The sequence below is a fragment of the Paraburkholderia sp. RL18-085-BIA-A genome (assembly GCF_046027075.1).
In the GTDB taxonomy this organism is placed as follows: Bacteria; Pseudomonadota; Gammaproteobacteria; order Burkholderiales; family Burkholderiaceae; genus Paraburkholderia.
The window spans coordinates 1-14,942 of record NZ_JARESU010000171.1 but is presented as its reverse complement, the minus strand read 5'-3'; the positions used below and the strand labels follow the sequence as shown (position 1 = coordinate 14,942).

Annotated in this window: 16 protein-coding genes and 1 pseudogene; 4 read left to right on the top strand and 13 right to left on the bottom strand. The window is 61.8% G+C overall.

The window, feature by feature from the left end:
* From P0D89_RS45980 to P0D89_RS45960, 5 genes and pseudogenes are all read right to left on the bottom strand, one after another.
* A pseudogene (locus P0D89_RS45980) lies at positions 1-181 on the bottom strand (IS110 family transposase); the annotation flags it as partial.
* Positions 182-679: 498 nt separating this feature from the next.
* On the bottom strand, positions 680-1,501 hold the full coding sequence (locus P0D89_RS45975) for an amino acid ABC transporter ATP-binding protein (protein WP_408368803.1): 822 nt from the start codon (positions 1,499-1,501) through the stop codon (positions 680-682).
* 20 nt (positions 1,502-1,521) lie between these two features.
* On the bottom strand, positions 1,522-2,181 hold the full coding sequence (locus P0D89_RS45970; protein ID WP_408368773.1) for an amino acid ABC transporter permease: 660 nt from the start codon (positions 2,179-2,181) through the stop codon (positions 1,522-1,524).
* Positions 2,178-2,822, bottom strand: a complete 645-nt coding sequence (locus tag P0D89_RS45965) for an amino acid ABC transporter permease (RefSeq protein ID WP_408368775.1) — start codon at positions 2,820-2,822, stop codon at positions 2,178-2,180. The genes P0D89_RS45970 and P0D89_RS45965 overlap by 4 nt, the downstream gene beginning before the upstream one ends.
* Positions 2,823-2,843: 21 nt before the next feature.
* Positions 2,844-3,725 (bottom strand): transporter substrate-binding domain-containing protein, encoded by an 882-nt coding sequence (locus P0D89_RS45960; protein ID WP_408368777.1) that lies wholly within the window; start codon positions 3,723-3,725, stop codon positions 2,844-2,846.
* 212 nt (positions 3,726-3,937) lie between these two features.
* Between P0D89_RS45960 and P0D89_RS45955 the strand changes: the two genes are divergently transcribed.
* Genes P0D89_RS45955 through P0D89_RS45945 form a run of 3 tightly spaced genes read left to right on the top strand, consistent with a single transcriptional unit; the run spans position 3,938 to position 5,374 of the window.
* Positions 3,938-4,123 carry a hypothetical protein gene (locus tag P0D89_RS45955; protein WP_408368779.1) on the top strand — a complete coding sequence of 62 codons (186 nt, stop codon included), beginning with the start codon at positions 3,938-3,940 and terminating at the stop codon, positions 4,121-4,123.
* Between the two features lie 33 nt (positions 4,124-4,156).
* The gene (locus P0D89_RS45950; RefSeq protein ID WP_408378767.1) at positions 4,157-4,810 is read left to right on the top strand and encodes a DUF1989 domain-containing protein; all 654 of its coding nucleotides are present in this window, start codon (positions 4,157-4,159) and stop codon (positions 4,808-4,810) included.
* A gap of 18 nt (positions 4,811-4,828) precedes the next feature.
* On the top strand, positions 4,829-5,374 hold the full coding sequence (locus tag P0D89_RS45945) for a MarR family winged helix-turn-helix transcriptional regulator (protein WP_408368783.1): 546 nt from the start codon (positions 4,829-4,831) through the stop codon (positions 5,372-5,374).
* Positions 5,375-5,385: 11 nt separating this feature from the next.
* Here P0D89_RS45945 and P0D89_RS45940 read toward each other — a convergent pair whose 3' ends face one another.
* From P0D89_RS45940 to P0D89_RS45905, 8 genes are all read right to left on the bottom strand, one after another.
* Positions 5,386-6,585 (bottom strand): amidase, encoded by a 1,200-nt coding sequence (locus P0D89_RS45940; RefSeq protein ID WP_408368785.1) that lies wholly within the window; start codon positions 6,583-6,585, stop codon positions 5,386-5,388.
* Positions 6,582-6,959: an oxalurate catabolism protein HpxZ gene (gene hpxZ / locus P0D89_RS45935; RefSeq protein ID WP_408368787.1), complete on the bottom strand. Its 378-nt coding sequence runs from the start codon at positions 6,957-6,959 to the stop codon at positions 6,582-6,584. The genes P0D89_RS45940 and hpxZ overlap by 4 nt, the downstream gene beginning before the upstream one ends.
* A complete protein-coding gene (locus P0D89_RS45930; protein WP_408378765.1) occupies positions 6,959-8,065 on the bottom strand; it encodes an oxamate carbamoyltransferase subunit AllG family protein in 1,107 nt (368 codons plus the stop codon). The genes hpxZ and P0D89_RS45930 overlap by 1 nt, the downstream gene beginning before the upstream one ends.
* 66 nt (positions 8,066-8,131) lie before the next feature.
* Positions 8,132-8,833 (bottom strand): SRPBCC family protein, encoded by a 702-nt coding sequence (locus P0D89_RS45925; RefSeq protein ID WP_408368791.1) that lies wholly within the window; start codon positions 8,831-8,833, stop codon positions 8,132-8,134.
* A 29-nt stretch (positions 8,834-8,862) separates the two neighbouring features.
* Positions 8,863-9,390 carry a (2Fe-2S)-binding protein gene (locus tag P0D89_RS45920; RefSeq protein WP_408368793.1) on the bottom strand — a complete coding sequence of 176 codons (528 nt, stop codon included), beginning with the start codon at positions 9,388-9,390 and terminating at the stop codon, positions 8,863-8,865.
* Positions 9,387-10,214: an FAD binding domain-containing protein gene (locus P0D89_RS45915; protein ID WP_408368795.1), complete on the bottom strand. Its 828-nt coding sequence runs from the start codon at positions 10,212-10,214 to the stop codon at positions 9,387-9,389. Before P0D89_RS45915 ends, P0D89_RS45920 begins: the two co-directional genes overlap by 4 nt.
* Positions 10,211-12,610: a xanthine dehydrogenase family protein molybdopterin-binding subunit gene (locus tag P0D89_RS45910; RefSeq protein ID WP_408368797.1), complete on the bottom strand. Its 2,400-nt coding sequence runs from the start codon at positions 12,608-12,610 to the stop codon at positions 10,211-10,213. The genes P0D89_RS45915 and P0D89_RS45910 overlap by 4 nt, the downstream gene beginning before the upstream one ends.
* Before the next feature lie 31 nt (positions 12,611-12,641).
* Positions 12,642-13,904, bottom strand: a complete 1,263-nt coding sequence (locus P0D89_RS45905) for an amidohydrolase/deacetylase family metallohydrolase (protein ID WP_408368799.1) — start codon at positions 13,902-13,904, stop codon at positions 12,642-12,644.
* Positions 13,905-14,245: 341 nt separating this feature from the next.
* Here P0D89_RS45905 and P0D89_RS45900 point away from each other — a divergent pair, with 341 nt between their 5' ends.
* Complete coding sequence (locus P0D89_RS45900) at positions 14,246-14,773, top strand: MarR family winged helix-turn-helix transcriptional regulator (RefSeq protein ID WP_408368801.1); 528 nt, start codon at positions 14,246-14,248, stop codon at positions 14,771-14,773.
* The last annotated feature ends 169 nt before the right edge of the window (positions 14,774-14,942 follow it).

Genomic DNA, 14,942 nt, shown 5'->3' with positions numbered 1-14,942 from the left:
CCCAGTAGTGCAACGACCCACACGCCTCCATACCGACCACGCACGGTTCAAGTTTCGCGAAATACAGGAGTACTTCTGTGCGTCTCAACTGCTTGCGCGCAACAAGGTGACCTTGCGAATCGACTCCGTGAAGCTGCAACCCATTCTTGGCCAGATCCAGTCCAACAGTTGCTATCTTCATGATGAACGCTCCTTTGCCGTGGGCATCACGACCCGTCCACTTTGGCATGAATCTCTCGCCATTTAGCGGGAGTCGTCCATCACATCAGAACCGCCGATCGCCGGGACAAATTTCGGCTCGTTTGCCGTGAAGCAAGGTCTTTTCGGTGTTCTGAGGCCTTGCTATCTGCGTGCGAACGTAACGTCGCGTATTGGACGCGGCCATGGTTGTCGCGATCGGATGACGGGCTTCACTCAACGAGTTGCCCGTTAGGCGGCGTTGCGGGAGACAACGACTAACGGGCCACACTGCCCGCGCCCGGGACACCGGCGCCCCGTATCGTTGCTGAACCAACAGACCCCGGCTGGGGCTCGTCGCTGGATGTGCGGATGGCGTCTGTCAAAAGTGCTGAGGCGAACCACGCGCCTACAACCAATGCAGGGTTTGTGTCCAAACCAGGTCCGACGCGAGGGGGACCGTATTGTCGAAATCGATGGCGAAAGAAATGCCATCTCGGCCTCAATCCGAAGTGTTGCCGCCATGTCCATGAAATCGGGCGAGAAACTGCCTGGCGCGCAGCGAGTCCGGCGAGCCGAAAAATTTGGCCGGCGTCGCCGTTTCGACAACGTGGCCGCTATCCATGAACACGATGCGATCCGCTACCTGTCGCGCGAATTCCATTTCGTGTGTGACGATCACCATCGTCGCACCTTCGTTCGCAAGCGACCTCATCACGCTCAGCACTTCGCCAACCAGCATCGGATCGAGCGCGCTGGTCGGTTCGTCGAACAGCAGTACATCCGGTTTCATCGCAAGAGCGCGAGCAATGCCGACCCGTTGCTTCTGCCCCCCAGACAGGCGAGAAGGAAACTGGTCGTGCTTGTCGGCAAGGCCGACGCGGGTAAGCAGTTCGATCGCTTCCTCGCGCACGGTGGTGCGGTCGCGTTTGAGCACGTGCAGCGGCGCCTCCATCACGTTTTCGATGACGCTCAGGTGTGGCCACAAAGCAAAATGCTGGAAGACCATGCCAATTTTGGCGCGCAATCTCGCCAGATCGGCATCGCTCATCCTGATACGGGTATTGTCGCGCACGCCCATCCGTTGGCCGGACACATGCACGCTGCCTGCGTCGGGTACTTCAAGCCAGTTGATGCAGCGCAACAGCGTCGACTTGCCGCATCCAGACGGTCCTACCAGACAAACGGTCTCGCCCTGCGCAACCTGCAATGACACGTCGCGCAGAACGTGGTTATCGCCGAACGACTTGGAGACGCCGACAAGCCTAAGGACGTTCGGAGGCGTATCGACGGACGGCAGATTTTCTGTTTCGGTTTCAGCCATGGTCAAAGGCAAAGTCGGGGTCACGCTCGACGCTCCTCGGCGAATTTGTTCAGCATCCCGGTGCCGGCTTCGATTGCAAGGCAGAGACACCAATAAAGGAGGACCGCCGCGACGAACGCAGCGAACGGAATGAAGTAGGTTGCCTGAATGCCCGTCATTTCATGCGTCAGTTCGCCGACGGCGATGACGGTCAGAAACGCGCTGTCCTTGACGATCTGGATCAGCTGGTTGCCAACCAGGGGCATCGCGCGCAGCATGACCGGCGGCAGGATGATCCGTCGCAAGAGGGTGAGGCCGCGAAATCCGAACGCCTTGCCCGACTCGATCAACGATGCAGGAAGCTCGAGCCATGCGCCGCGCAGCAACTCACTCATGTACGCCGTGTTGTAGAGAATCAGCGCGACTGCGCCAGCCGACCAGTTCGACATTTTGACGCCGAGCGTCGGCAAGCCGAAGTAAATCAGGTAGACGAACAGCAGGAACGGCGCGCAGCGCATGGCATCGACGTAGGCGGCGGCCGCGCGGCTGACCGCCTTGTTCTCCGACATGAGCAACGGCGTGAATAGCGCGCCCAGCACGAGCGACGCCACGCCGGATATGACCAGAAGGATCACCGTGTTGAGCAGGCCAGCCAGCACGATGTCGCGCTGCTGCCAGATGATCAGGAAGTTGTTGATCAAATCATGCCTCCGGAGCGAAGACGTTTCTCGACCGCACGTTGCAGCCTGATGAGCGCGAACACGATCAGGCCATAGAGCACGAGCGCGAAGATAAACGGAGGCAGCGGCTCATACGTGTTCGAGCCGACTCGCAATGCAGCGCGAGTAATCTCGACGATGCCGATCACCGCCACCGCGGGCGTCGACTTGATCTGTAGTGTCATCTCGTTGACGAGACCGGGCAGACTCGCGCGGCAAACCTGCGGCATCACAATGCGCCGGATGCGGGTGAAACGCGGCATCGCGAATGACAGTGCCGCATCGTATTGATCTCGCGGGAATTCGACGAGCGAGCTGCGCCATATCTCGCAGTTGAAGGCTGACGTGCTGATGGTCAACGCGACAATCGCCGCCGGCAGCGGATCGAGCGACAGTCCGAGTTGAGGCAAGGCGAAAAACACCAGCAAGGTCAACGTCACGGTCGGGCACGACCGGATGATGCTGACGTAGGAGTACACGAAGCGGTCGAGCACTGGCACTTTCGCCCAGCGAATCAGTGCCAGTGCGAGCCCGAGTGGAACGCCGAGCATGATGCTGACGAGCGATAGCGAAATGGTCGCGAGCGCACCTTGCGTGATGCTCCAGTAATCGTAAGCGGTCATTAAGCGGGCTCGCCTGCGAGATCAATTGATGGACTGCGGCATCGATTCAAAGCTGGCGCCGAACCACTTCTTCTGAACCTGGTACATCTCACCGCTCTTGCGCAGATCGAGGAGCACGCTGTTGACCATCTGCAGGGCAGCAGTGTCGCCCTTCTTGACCGCCCATGCGATATACACTGGATTGCCGATCTTTTGACCGATTACGAATGTGTCCGGACGCGTCTTGATCAGCGAGTTGAGATTGATCTGCGTGTTGGCGACGGCGTCGAGCCGGCCGAGTGCGAGATCCTGATAGGTCTCCGGATACGACTGATATTCGACAATCTGCTTGAGGCCGCTGCCGCCGTGGGTCTTTTTCAGTTGCTCGTCGAATGCTTTCACGTCGGCCAGCATGGCGCTGCCGGTCTGCACGCCGATCACCGTGCCGACCAGGTCGTCAGCAGACTTGATGGGCGATCCCTTCTTCGTCGCGAAAAACGTTGTCGATTCCGCCAGCGGCGCGGTGAAATCGAAGGTGCCCTTGCGCTCCGGCGTGACGAGAACCGCGGTGACCGCCATGTCGTACTTGCCTGTCGTTACGCCGGGCAGAATGCCCGACCACGGCATGATCTGCTGCTTCACCTGTACTGGAAGCTTCTTCTTCACTAGCGCGAGCATCTCGTTGTCGTAGCCGGTGGGGGTACCGTTATCGACGAATTCGAATGGTTTGAAGTCGTCTTCGGTCGCGACTGAAATATAGCCGCGCGATTTGATGTCGTCGACGCTCGCAGCCGATGCAATGTGCGCGGCGCCCGCAAAGGCGGCAATGGCGAACAGCGAACGAAGCGACGACAGCGCGAACCGCCTGAAGCCGGTGCGGAAAGACTGGTCCGTTACGGCACGCTGGATGGTGAGAGACGACATGAGTACCCCTCTTGGCTGTAATGACTCGGATGGCGCGCGAAGTGTGCGCTCTGGTGGCCGACAGGCCGTCTCGTTCACATGCAATCGAAAATTCGTATGCACACTGACAAGTTGCGTGTTTCCGATGCAATTCACATGCCAGGTGAGTGAGTACCGTGCGCAGCCGATATGCGTGTCGGGTGAGACGGCTGAATGCTTCGATAGAGGGCAATTTGCGCACCAAGAAAACACTTGATGCCATGATGGAAGGGCACAATGCACTCGTTTGGATCGGTGGCACGGTCTTGATGCCGACGTGCATCGGATCATATGTTGCTCGTCAAATCGCCTTGCCAATAGGGAAGAGTTTTTCCGTCTTTGCTGATACGATGCATACTGATGAAATGACTTCAGGTTGATAGATTAGCTAGGGAATAGGGAGGCTTGACGAAATGAAAGAGAGCGGCGATCTCATGTTGCAGGAACCGGCGTATCGCGAAGTCATCGAGCCGGGCGGGCGCTGGTCGAAGCGTCTGGAAACTGGCGACTACTTGCGTATCGTCGATCTGGAGGGACAGCAGGCGGTCGACTTTCTTTGCTACTCCGGCGAGTTGCCGCTCGACCGGCTCAACGTGCCGAACACGGTGAAACTGAACCGCTCTTTGTACGTGACCACGGGCACCACGATCTATTCCGATCGTGCACGCAAGATGTTTTCGGTGCTCGAAGACACGTGCGGCTTTCACGACACGCTCGCCGGATGCTGCAGCCATGAGATGGACTTCCTTCGCTATGGCGTGCACAACAAGCTGAGCTGCCGCAGCAATTTCGTGCGGGAACTGGCGAAGTGGTCGCTGGCACCATCCGAGATCGTCTCCAACATCAACTTTTTTATGCGCGTGACGTTCGGCCAGCAAGGCGAGGTCGAGATTGCGCCCAGCCCGTCGAAGGCCGGCGACTATGTGGTGTTGCGTGCGGAGATGCCTGTTATCGCTGTACTGTCGAACTGCCCGCAGCAGAACAATCCGTCGTCGGGTTTCCGGCCCACGCCTGTTGAGGTCACGGTGTGGAGCAACGCGTCGGATAGTCATCCGCAAGCAACTTGAAATAACTCAGGGCAACTCATGGCGGCGAGTCCGAATAGAACGAAACCCGGCAGGGCAGGCGCGAGCGATAACGCGCCCAGGGACTGGCGTCATACCGCCCTCGATGCACGCCCCGGCTTCCTGATCCGCCGGCTGCATCAGATCCATGTCGCGCTTTTTATCGAAGAGTGCGCGCCGGAGGGTGTTACGCCAGTGCAGTACAGCATTCTCACAGCACTTGAGCAGACGGGACCATCCGAACAGATCGCGTTGTCGCGCGCGGTCGGTCTCGATCGCGCGACTACCGCCGATGTGATCGGGCGGCTGGTCGAGCGGCGTTTCATTCAGCGGCGCGTGTCGAAAACGGATAAGCGCAAGAAGGTGGCTGAGCTGACGGAGATCGGGCGGGCACTGCTGGCGCGGCTCGAAACAGGTGTGGCCCGTGCTCACGAGCGGACGGTCGCGGCGCTGCCGGCCGAGGATCGCCAGCGCTTCATGGCGTATCTGACCTTGCTTGTCGAGACCAATAACGATCTGAGCCGCACGCCGGTCGGCGGCGCCGCGAAAAAAAGCGACGACGACTGACATTGCTGCTTCTATAGCGAGGCGTGAATCGCGCGAGCCACCGCGAGCACGCCCTCGTCATCGCCTCGCGCTCCGATCACCGACAGGCCGAGCGGCGCGCCGTCGAACGTGGTCCATGGGAAATTGACCTGCGGCAGGCCGGCGAGTCCAGCGATGCACAGCATCTGTTGCGCGCGTGTGCGGATGTCGTCAACTTCCGCGTTCGATGCGTCGGTCCGCGGCGCGATAGAGGGTAGCGTCGGTGTTAGCCAGTACATGCCGGGCATGCTGAACGCGCGGGCCATCGCTCGACAGGCAGCGCTACGCGTAGATTGCGCGCGCTGAACCTGGGCGGGATCGATCGTCAGACACGCTGTGAATCGCGAACGGACATCCGCACCGAAACTGCCGAGGTTCTCGCGCGCCCATGCGCCGTGCTGTTGCGCGATCTCGGCGCCCTGCAATACGCGGAACGCTTGTGCCCAGCCGCTTAACTGAATATCGTCCGACGCCGGCTGTTCAACTACGCCAAACTTGCGCATGACGGCGCCGAACGCTGCATGCACCTGCGGGTTCAGCGCGGCAAGCACTTCGCGTGGCGCGTGAAGTTTCACATCGCCTGCTTCCTCGCTCGCGATGCTATGGGCCAGCACCTCGAACGCACTCGCCAGTGTCGCGCCATCGCGCGCGAACCATCCGACCGTATCGAAGCTATGGGCAAGTGTCAGGCAGCCGTTGTCCGCAATGCGTCCATGTGTCGGCCGGATGCCCCATATGCCGCAATAACTGGCAGGCAGTCGAATCGAGCCGCCGCAATCCGTACCGAGGCCGATGTCGGCGTGGCCAGCGGCGACCGCGACGGCGGAGCCGGATGACGAGCCGCCAGGAATCCGGTCCTCGGCTGCAGGGTTTTCCGGCGTGCCATAGTGCGCGTTGATGCCGGCGAGGCTGTAGGTGAGTTCGTCGGTGACGGTCTTGCCCGTCCATGACGCGCCTTCTTCGAGCATCGTTCGAACCGCGAGCGCGGTCTGCGTGGCCGGCGTCTGCTGGTCGAGCCACGCGAGGCTGCCCGCGCCCGTGCGCAAACCCGCGATATCGAAAACGTCCTTGACGGCGAGTCGCTTGCCCGCCAACGCGTGGCTTTTTGCTGTGACCGGAGACGGCATTGCGCCGAAGCCGTCCGCCACGAATGCGCCGTTCAGTCCCGGTTGTAAAAGGCCGGCGCGCATCATGCGTCCATCCAGCTCACGTGCGCGGCAACCACGCGCCAGGCGCCGTCGATCCGCGCCCAGCTCTGTGACTGACGGCCGGGACGCGGCTCGCCATCGCGAGTGAAGACGATGCTGGCGGTCGCGAAGTCGTCGCCGAAGACGGTGATGGAGCGGCTCACGATCGTGCGCATCAAGCCCTTGCCGGGACGTTGCGCGCGGAACTCGCGAATGGCTTCGTAGCCTTGCAGGTTTTCGGTTGCGCCGTAGCGCACCGTATGCGGACTGTCCCAGAACAGCGCGTCGAGCGTGGCGACGTCATTGGTTGTCAGCGCGGTTTCGTAGGCATCGAAAGCGGCTTCCACGGCAGCGAGGGTAGCGGGTTCGTTGATGATCATCACGTTTGAAGAGATTGCGCAGCTTTCGCAAACAGACTCGCAGGTGCGGCGAACAGACCGCGGCCTAGCAGACCGGCGCGCCCATCGGCGCCGATCATCGCGATCGCAGCAAGTGGCGCGATGCGGTACAGGGCCACGCGCGCGGCATCGAGTCCGCAATGGAGATCCGTAAAGTAAGGGTGGGTGCCCGCATACAGTTGGGCTTGCTCGCGTTGCCATTCGGGCGGCAGCCACGCGGCGAATCCGCTCGCCGGTTCGGGCGCCAGCGTGAGCGCCTGCGCACCGAAACCCACCGCATCGATTACGCCGCTGTCTCCGGTCAAGCGGGCGGCGGCGACCTCGAGCGCGGGATTGAGCGGCGCCCCCGCCGGCGCGTCGGCAACGGCGATGTGCCAGTGAGACGGCCGGCCCGCCAACTGGATGCCGACGTCCACGCCGTTCCCCGCAAGCGACACAACGAGTGTCGATGCAGGATCCGCATTGCGCGCGGCAGCCAACGTCATCAGGCGACAGGCAGCCATCCACAGCGTGAGGAAAAATAGCGGCGTCTGTTGCAACATCGTATTGATCGACGCATCGGTGAGCCGTGCCGACAATACTTCGTAGAGCGCCGCGCTTGCGCCGGTCGTGCGGGCGTGCAGATCGTCGCCATTGTCGAGGCCGCGCCGGGCGAGCGGGAGGAGATCGACCGGTTCGCCACGCAGCGCTGTATCGAGCGCTGGTGCGAGAATCGAGTCGCGCCATTTCATGCGGTGGAGAATCGCCGGATCGCGCGAGCCGAAACGCAACTGAGGCCCGGCGCCGCTGCCCAGCAGCGACCAGGCGGCACCGGTCGGATCGCCGACTTCGACAAGCGCCGTGCCGCCAGAAATGACTGCGGCGAGCGGCGTAACCACGCCATAGGACTGGGCGCTAACGAGCTTCACCCGGCCGGTGGCAATCAGGCGCTCGGCATCCCGCTCGCTTGCTGCCCAGCCTTCATGAAGGCAGCACAACACCGCCGACGACAACACCGGCGCGGGAGGTCTGCACGGGTCCTCATATGGAGGGCCTGCATGCAGCAGCGTCAAGTCGGGCAGCGCCACGGCTTCGCGTGCAAAGCGCACGGCACGCCATTGAGGACGAACTGCACACAGGCGCTCCAATGCTGAATCCCGAATCGGTGATGTCATCTACGCACCCCCGCGGCCGATGAGACCGCGAACACGCGACCAAAGAATTTTCCAGAACATGCTGCCGAGGTTGAGCGGGGCATTGGCCGGCGGCTTCGCAACCGGGTTGGCCGTCTGGGTTGGTGCGATGTCTGTAGCCTGCACAACGGGTGGAACTGGTGTGGCTGGTGTCGTCACCAGGCCGGGGGCTGAAACGGTTGCCAGTTCCGGCTCGGCAACCGGCGCAGTAGTCGTAACTGCGGCTTCGGAAGCCGCGAGATCCAGCCGGTCCTTGAGGTTCGCAGCGAAGGCTTCGGTCATCCGTGTGGCGAGTTCCTTCACGATGCCGCCGCGCGAGAACTGCGCAAGACTGCCGGCGATCGCATAGTCCACCTTCACGTCGACGCGCGTTTCGCCGGGCGTCGGGTCGTCGAGTGAGAACGACGCCTCCCCTTTTACGCGTGACGCGCTCTTGCGATCCACGCCGCCTCCGACGACGCTGCCACGCCACGCCGTGTCGTCCAGCTTCATTTCGCCGTCGCCCGCAAAACTCGCCACAATCGGCCCGAGTTTGACCGTCATGGCAAGCTTCAGCCGGCCTTCATCCGGCGGCGCGGTCAGCGATGCGCCGGGCAGACACGCTACGATCCCAGGCGCGTCGCGAAAGCAGTTCCATACGACGCCGCGCGGATAGGGCACGGTAAAGCTTTGCTCAATTTCCATTCGGTTTCCGGTCTCTTGAGGCTTGAGGATCAGGCTGCGGCAGTCACGGCGAGCGGTACGTTCTGACTTGTGCGGTGCGCATCCAGCACGCGCCGGATCGCCCGCACGATGCCGACATAACCGGTGCACCGGCACAGGTTGCCGGATAGTTCGAGCCGCACGCGCTCATCGTCGGCGTCGGGCAGGCGCGTGACGATGTCGCGCGCGGTCATGAGCATGCCCGGCGTGCAGTAGCCGCACTGCAACGCGTGTTCCGCCGTGAAGGCGGCGCGCAGTTCGTTCATGACGGCGTCGTCGTCGAAACCTTCGATGCTCTGTACGTCAGATCCCGCGCACGACACAGCGGACGTGATGCACGAGCGGGTTGGCATGCCGTCGACCATCAGCGTGCACGCGCCGCACACGCCCTGTTCGCAGCCGAGGTTCGTGCCGCACAGCATCTGCTGTTCGCGCAGGAGGTCCGCGAGACTGGTGCGCGGTTCGACGGCGATCGACACCTGCTCGCAATTGATTCGGAGTTCGATCCGTTGAGTGACGATATTGACGATATCGGTCATTGCTGCTTCCTGTTTTCGCGGACGATTGCCGCAGCCCGTTCAAACGCCACGCGATGTACCTGGTATTCGTAGCTCCCGGTTTCGAGACCCGCTGCGTCGAGATGCGGATCGAGCAGCGCTGCATCGGGGTTGTCGAGCAACGCGCGCGCGTTCCCGATCACATGCGGCGGTCCGTCGATCGCACCGATCACGGCGCGGCAAATGCCGGCCGGCGCATCGTCGACGAAGACCGCAATCGCTTCCGCGAACTCGCCGGGCTTGCGATTGAACTTGTAGTAGCTCCAGCGCGCGGCAGGCGACAGGCGCCGGAAGCGCACGCCGGTGAGAATCTCGTCGGCCTCCAGCGCGGTCGTGAACGCGCCGCTCATCCAGCCGGCTGCCGTCAACGAGCGTGTCCCATGCGGGCCCGCGACGAGAAATTCCGCGTCGAGGGCAACCATCGTGTTAATCCAGTCGGCAGCCGGATCGGCATGCGCGAGACTGCCGCCGAGCGTGCCGCGATTGCGCACCGCGCGATACGCGATGCCGCGCGCCACGTAGGGCATCAATCCCTGCGTGCCGTCGTCGATCTTGCGATCTTCGATCTCCGCGTGTGTCACGCATGCGCCGATCAGCGTCAGGTTGCCTTCGCTGCGGCATTCGCGCAATGCGGGGACACCGCGCAGATCGACCAGCGTCCCGGGCTGCGCGAGCCGCAGATTCATCATTGGGCCAAGCGACTGTCCGCCGGACACGAACTTCGCCATTCCATCGCTGGCGCCAACCAGCGCGACCGCGCTATCCGCGGTGACGGGCTTTGCATAGTCGTACATCGCGGCTTTCATGCTGGCATCCCCTTGGCGGCACGGGCCGGCGTTGCCGATCGCATGGCTTCAACAATGACACGTGGCGAGATCGGCAACTGGTCGACCTGAACGCCGAACGGCCGCAGTGCATCGTTGACGGCATTCGCGATTGCGGCCGGTGAACCGATCGCGCCGCTTTCGCCGATGCCTTTCTGGCCGAATTCGGTGTACGGAGCGGGCGTTTCCATGTGTTCGATACGGATTGCAGGGACTTCCGTGGCGCCGGGGAGCAGGTAGTCGGCGAGGGTAGAGGCGAGCGGCTGGCCGTCTTCGCTGTACGGCATCGCTTCGTAAAGGGCCGTGCCGATTCCCTGCGCCGCACCGCCGAACACCTGGCCGTCGACGACCATCGGATTGATCAGCACGCCGCCGTCCTCGACGATCACGTAATCGAGAATCTCGGTCTTGCCGAGTTGCGTGTCGACGGCGACGACGACCGCATGGCATGCGTAACTAAACGTGCCGGTGTCGCGCTTCGCCTGGTACGACGTCGACACTTCCAGGCCGCGTGGATCGACGTCGGGCGGTAGCAACTGTGGGGCGAGATACCATGTCCGCGCAACGTCTGCGATGGTACGGCGACCTTGCATGCCGACGACCGCTCCGTTTTCCCAACGCACAGCGTCGAGCGGTTCCTTCAGCAGCCATGCGCCGATTTTCAGCATCCGCTGTTTGAGCTCCCTGGCAGCCTGTCCCACTGCGCCGCCGGCCATCACGATCGAGCGCGAGCCCCATGTACCGGTCGAATACGGCGTCACACCGGTGTCGCCGAGCACGACGCGGACGCGTTCCGTATCGATGCCGAGCACCTCGTGCGCGATTTGCGCGAGCGTCGTCTCCATGCTTTGACCGTGCGAATGCACGCCGGCCCGCACTTCCAGAATGCCGTCAGGCGTGAGACGAATGACTGCCGGCTCGTATCCCGGCACCATCGGAATGCCCCAGCCGTGATACACCGAAGTGCCGTGTGCACCTTGCTCGCAGAAGATCGCCAGACCGAAACCGATCCGGCGCGCATCAGGCTCGCCGCGCTGTTGACGCGCACGTACCGCGGGAAGATCGATGGCAGCGATGGCGCGCCGTACAGCCTCCGGATAATCGCCGCTGTCGAAGTGCTTGTTAGTAATGTTGTCGTACGGCATTTCGTGCGGCTCGACGAGGTTGCGCAGTCGCACTTCGTACGGCTCGATGCCCGCTTCCACGGCGATCGCGTCCATAACCGATTCAATCGCGTAGCACACGCCGGTACGAGCCACGCCACGGTAAGGCAGGATGGGCGGCTTGTTCGTCGCAACCGACCAGGTGCGGCAGCGATAGCGGTCCATCCTGTAGGGGCCGGGCAGGATGCTGCCCACCTGCGCGGCCTCGAGACAGGCGGAGAACGGATACGACGAATACGCGCCTGAGTCCACGCTAGCCTCGCACTCAACAGCGATAAGCCGGCCGTCGAGTTCTGCATAGGCGGTGATGTCGTAGTCGTGTTCCCGGCAATTCGCGTTGGCCGTCAACTGTTCGCGGCGATCTTCAAGCCAGCGCACCGGCTTCTCCAGATGCATCGCAAGCCAGCCGCAGCATACTTCTTCGGGCAACAGGATGCCCTTGTAGCCGAAACCTCCGCCAACGTCGGGCGCGATCACTCGGACCTGGCCCTCATCGAGACCGAGGCAATGCGCGAGGCCTGTGCGGGTGATGTGCGGCATCTGCGCCGACGTGTGGATGATCAGTTGCGACAGGCGCCTGTCCCAGTGTGCGACGACGCCGCGGCCTTCCATCGGCGCCATGCTCTGGCGCGAGGTACGTAGCTTGCGATGAACCTTGATCGGCGCGTCGCGGCGGATCGCGTCCAGATCGACCTCAGGCTTCGCGTCGACGAAGGTTTCGAGAAAGACATTGTCCCCCCAGTGCTCGTGAACCAGTGAGGAGTCTGCGCGGCGAGCGTCGAGCATGTCGACGACAGCCGGCAGTTCTTCAAAGTCCACGAAAACCTGCGCGGCGATATCTTCCGCGGCGGCGCGCGTCGCCGCAACGCACATCGCAATGGTTTCTCCGACCTGCCGCACCTTGCCGCTGGCGAGCACGTGCTGTTCGGATGGCTTGAAACCCGGCAGCGCCGAATTCGCCACAATCGGTTTCACGTTGTCGAGATCGGCCAGCGTATAGATCGATTTTTCCAGACTGGGCGGCTTCTCTATTCCAACGATATGGCCGTGTGCGATCGGACTGCGCACGAATGCGACGTCGACCATCCCGACCATCCGGATATTGCCGACATATTCGCCGCGGCCGTGCAGGAAGCGGTCGTCTTCCTTGCGCAGCAGTGACGCGCCGATGCCCTGCGGCCGGTCCGGCGACTTGATTGTGGCTGCACGTTTCATCGTTTGCCTTATGAAGAGAGCCGGGTCCGGTTCACGCCGCTCGCGCAAGCGGCAACTGCGGTGCATTGGCGTCGTAGCGGACGCCGTCGCGCACACAGAAGAGCGGGGCAAGCATGCGGTCGGTGATCACCTGAGTGCCTTCGTTGTCTTCGAGCACCCAACGGCCACGGCGGTCGTCCAGCACGCTGATGTCGGCGACGCTGCCCACCTTGAGCGTGCCCAGAACGCCTTCCATGCCGATCATCTTTGCCGCATTGCCGGTTGTCATTGCAACGACATGTTCGAGCGGAATGCCGAGCGCCAGCATGCTGGTCATCGCGCTGACGAGGCTAAACTGAGTGCGGCCAAGGAATGAGTGCTCTTCGTCGGGATGGCTGTCAGGCGTGCCCGCAGGCGAGGGCACATGCGTGTTGTATCCATGCATGTCCGCGCCCAGCGTGTCGGGAATCACGCCGCTATCGAGCACGACACGAGCGGTCTTGAAGCTGAAGTGCGAGCCGTGACCGACGTCGATCTTGAGGCCGCGTGCGACCGCTTCATGAACGAGCGGATGCAACTGGCCGTTCTTCTCGACAAAGCCGCCCGGATGACGGCTGAACGGATGCGCGAGAATATCGCCGGGTTTCAGGGTCTCGACGACCTGGTTGAAAATCGAGTCGGGATTGACCGGCATGCCGCCGCATTCCGGCTTGGGCCAGAGCTGCCCGAAGTGAATGTAGACCGGCAAGGCAGTGTCGCGGCCAATTTTCGATGCGATCTTCATCACGTCGAGTCCCCAGCGCGCGAAGCCGCCGATCTCGGCATGCGCCTTGATACCCTTGACCAGGTCGGCGTTGGCGAGCGCCGACTTGACGGTCGCTGCCGCATCGAGACAATCGGGACGGTACAGGTCGGGATAGTAATGGCCTTCAAGGCCGCCGACGAGATAAGCCGAAATAAAGGCAAACACGCGGGTCGCGGCTGGCTCGGCGACGAAGTTGCGAAAGCCCGGAATCGTGATGCAACTCGATCCGCCTTGATCGACGATGGTAGTCACGCCCGACTGCACACCGCATTGATCGGCATTCAGGCCAAAGCGGCCGGTCACGTATTGATAAACGTGACCGTGCGTATCGATCAGACCGGGTAAGACCAACCGGCCGCGGCAATCGATCACCTCGGCCGAAGCTGCCTGGGCAGCGAGTCCGGCGCCAATGGCAGCGATCGACTTGCCGTCGACGAGAACGTCGAGCGTGGCGTCGATGCCGGCGACCGGATCGATCACGCGGCCACCTTGAAGAAGAAGCTGGGACATGTTTTGTGTGCGGTTCCGGGACAAGATGCGTGGTGTACCGCAAATAATGTGCCGGTTTGAAGCTGTTACTTCAGTGATCTGAAAAAAGCCTTTAATATCAATGCGAAATTGGCAATTCGGGCGGTTGATACGTGCTATACCACGGAATTTTTTGAGCGACTCCGCACCAAGATGGCGAGTCGGCGGCGTCCATGCACCGGGTTCTTGCCTGGAGCTATTTTTTGGTGAATCGTGTGGTGTACCACGAATTTGGTGAGAGGCGGGTTGTTCGCATAGAATGTTGCCGTTGAGCGAGCTTAAGCTCGTCTCTATCAGTTTGTCCGCCTAATCAGAGTCAGCCAATGTCGACCACGATCATTCCCGAAATGGACCTCGAAGCAACCCGTGCCGAGCTTGAGCGGTTGCAGGCAAGATCCCCGTTGTTTGGGCGTCCTGGTTTTCTGATCCGGCGCCTGCATCAGATTCACGGCTCGTTGTTTGCCGAAGAGACTAACGAGTTCAACATCACGCCTGTGCAATACAGCTTGCTGACCACGCTTGAAGCGCTAGGCGAAATGGACCAGAACACGCTGGCCATCGAGATCGGCCTTGAACGTTCGAGCGTTGCCGAAGTGATTCCGAGGTTGCATGCGCGCGGCCTCGTCACCCGAAAGCAAGCTGCGCACGACAAACGCCTTAGACTCGTACGGCTTTCTGCCCAGGGCAAGCGTCTCGTGGCAAAAATGGCGCCGGCTGTGCAACGCGCGCACGACAGGACGATCGAACACCTGTCACCTGTAGAGCGCGGTTTCTTCATGTTGCAAATGATCCGGCTCGTGGAGGCCAATAATGAGCGGACCGTCGTGCCGTTGAGGTTGCCGGAGTGTTAGCGCCGGCCGACGTGAGAAATTCGGTTGCTACTCGTCTTTGTCGAGATCAGATTCCTTTGTCAATATAGAGCGGATGCGCCGGGCGATACCCGGGCCGAACTTCACCATCCAGCGCCGCACCGTTTCTTAGGTAAGGTCAATGCCGCGAGCTGCCAGCAATTCCTCAACC

Coding starts and splice junctions, on each gene's coding strand:
- P0D89_RS45975 (WP_408368803.1), bottom strand. CDS start 1,501: ATGGCTGAAACCGAAACAGAAAATCTGCCGTCCGTCGATACGCCTCCG.
- P0D89_RS45965 (WP_408368775.1), bottom strand. CDS start 2,822: ATGACCGCTTACGATTACTGGAGCATCACGCAAGGTGCGCTCGCGACC.
- P0D89_RS45960 (WP_408368777.1), bottom strand. CDS start 3,725: ATGTCGTCTCTCACCATCCAGCGTGCCGTAACGGACCAGTCTTTCCGC.
- P0D89_RS45950 (WP_408378767.1), top strand. CDS start 4,157: ATGAAAGAGAGCGGCGATCTCATGTTGCAGGAACCGGCGTATCGCGAA.
- P0D89_RS45945 (WP_408368783.1), top strand. CDS start 4,829: ATGGCGGCGAGTCCGAATAGAACGAAACCCGGCAGGGCAGGCGCGAGC.
- P0D89_RS45940 (WP_408368785.1), bottom strand. CDS start 6,585: ATGATGCGCGCCGGCCTTTTACAACCGGGACTGAACGGCGCATTCGTG.
- hpxZ (WP_408368787.1), bottom strand. CDS start 6,959: ATGATCATCAACGAACCCGCTACCCTCGCTGCCGTGGAAGCCGCTTTC.
- P0D89_RS45925 (WP_408368791.1), bottom strand. CDS start 8,833: ATGGAAATTGAGCAAAGCTTTACCGTGCCCTATCCGCGCGGCGTCGTA.
- P0D89_RS45920 (WP_408368793.1), bottom strand. CDS start 9,390: ATGACCGATATCGTCAATATCGTCACTCAACGGATCGAACTCCGAATC.
- P0D89_RS45915 (WP_408368795.1), bottom strand. CDS start 10,214: ATGAAAGCCGCGATGTACGACTATGCAAAGCCCGTCACCGCGGATAGC.
- P0D89_RS45910 (WP_408368797.1), bottom strand. CDS start 12,610: ATGAAACGTGCAGCCACAATCAAGTCGCCGGACCGGCCGCAGGGCATC.
- P0D89_RS45905 (WP_408368799.1), bottom strand. CDS start 13,904: ATGTCCCAGCTTCTTCTTCAAGGTGGCCGCGTGATCGATCCGGTCGCC.
- P0D89_RS45900 (WP_408368801.1), top strand. CDS start 14,246: ATGTCGACCACGATCATTCCCGAAATGGACCTCGAAGCAACCCGTGCC.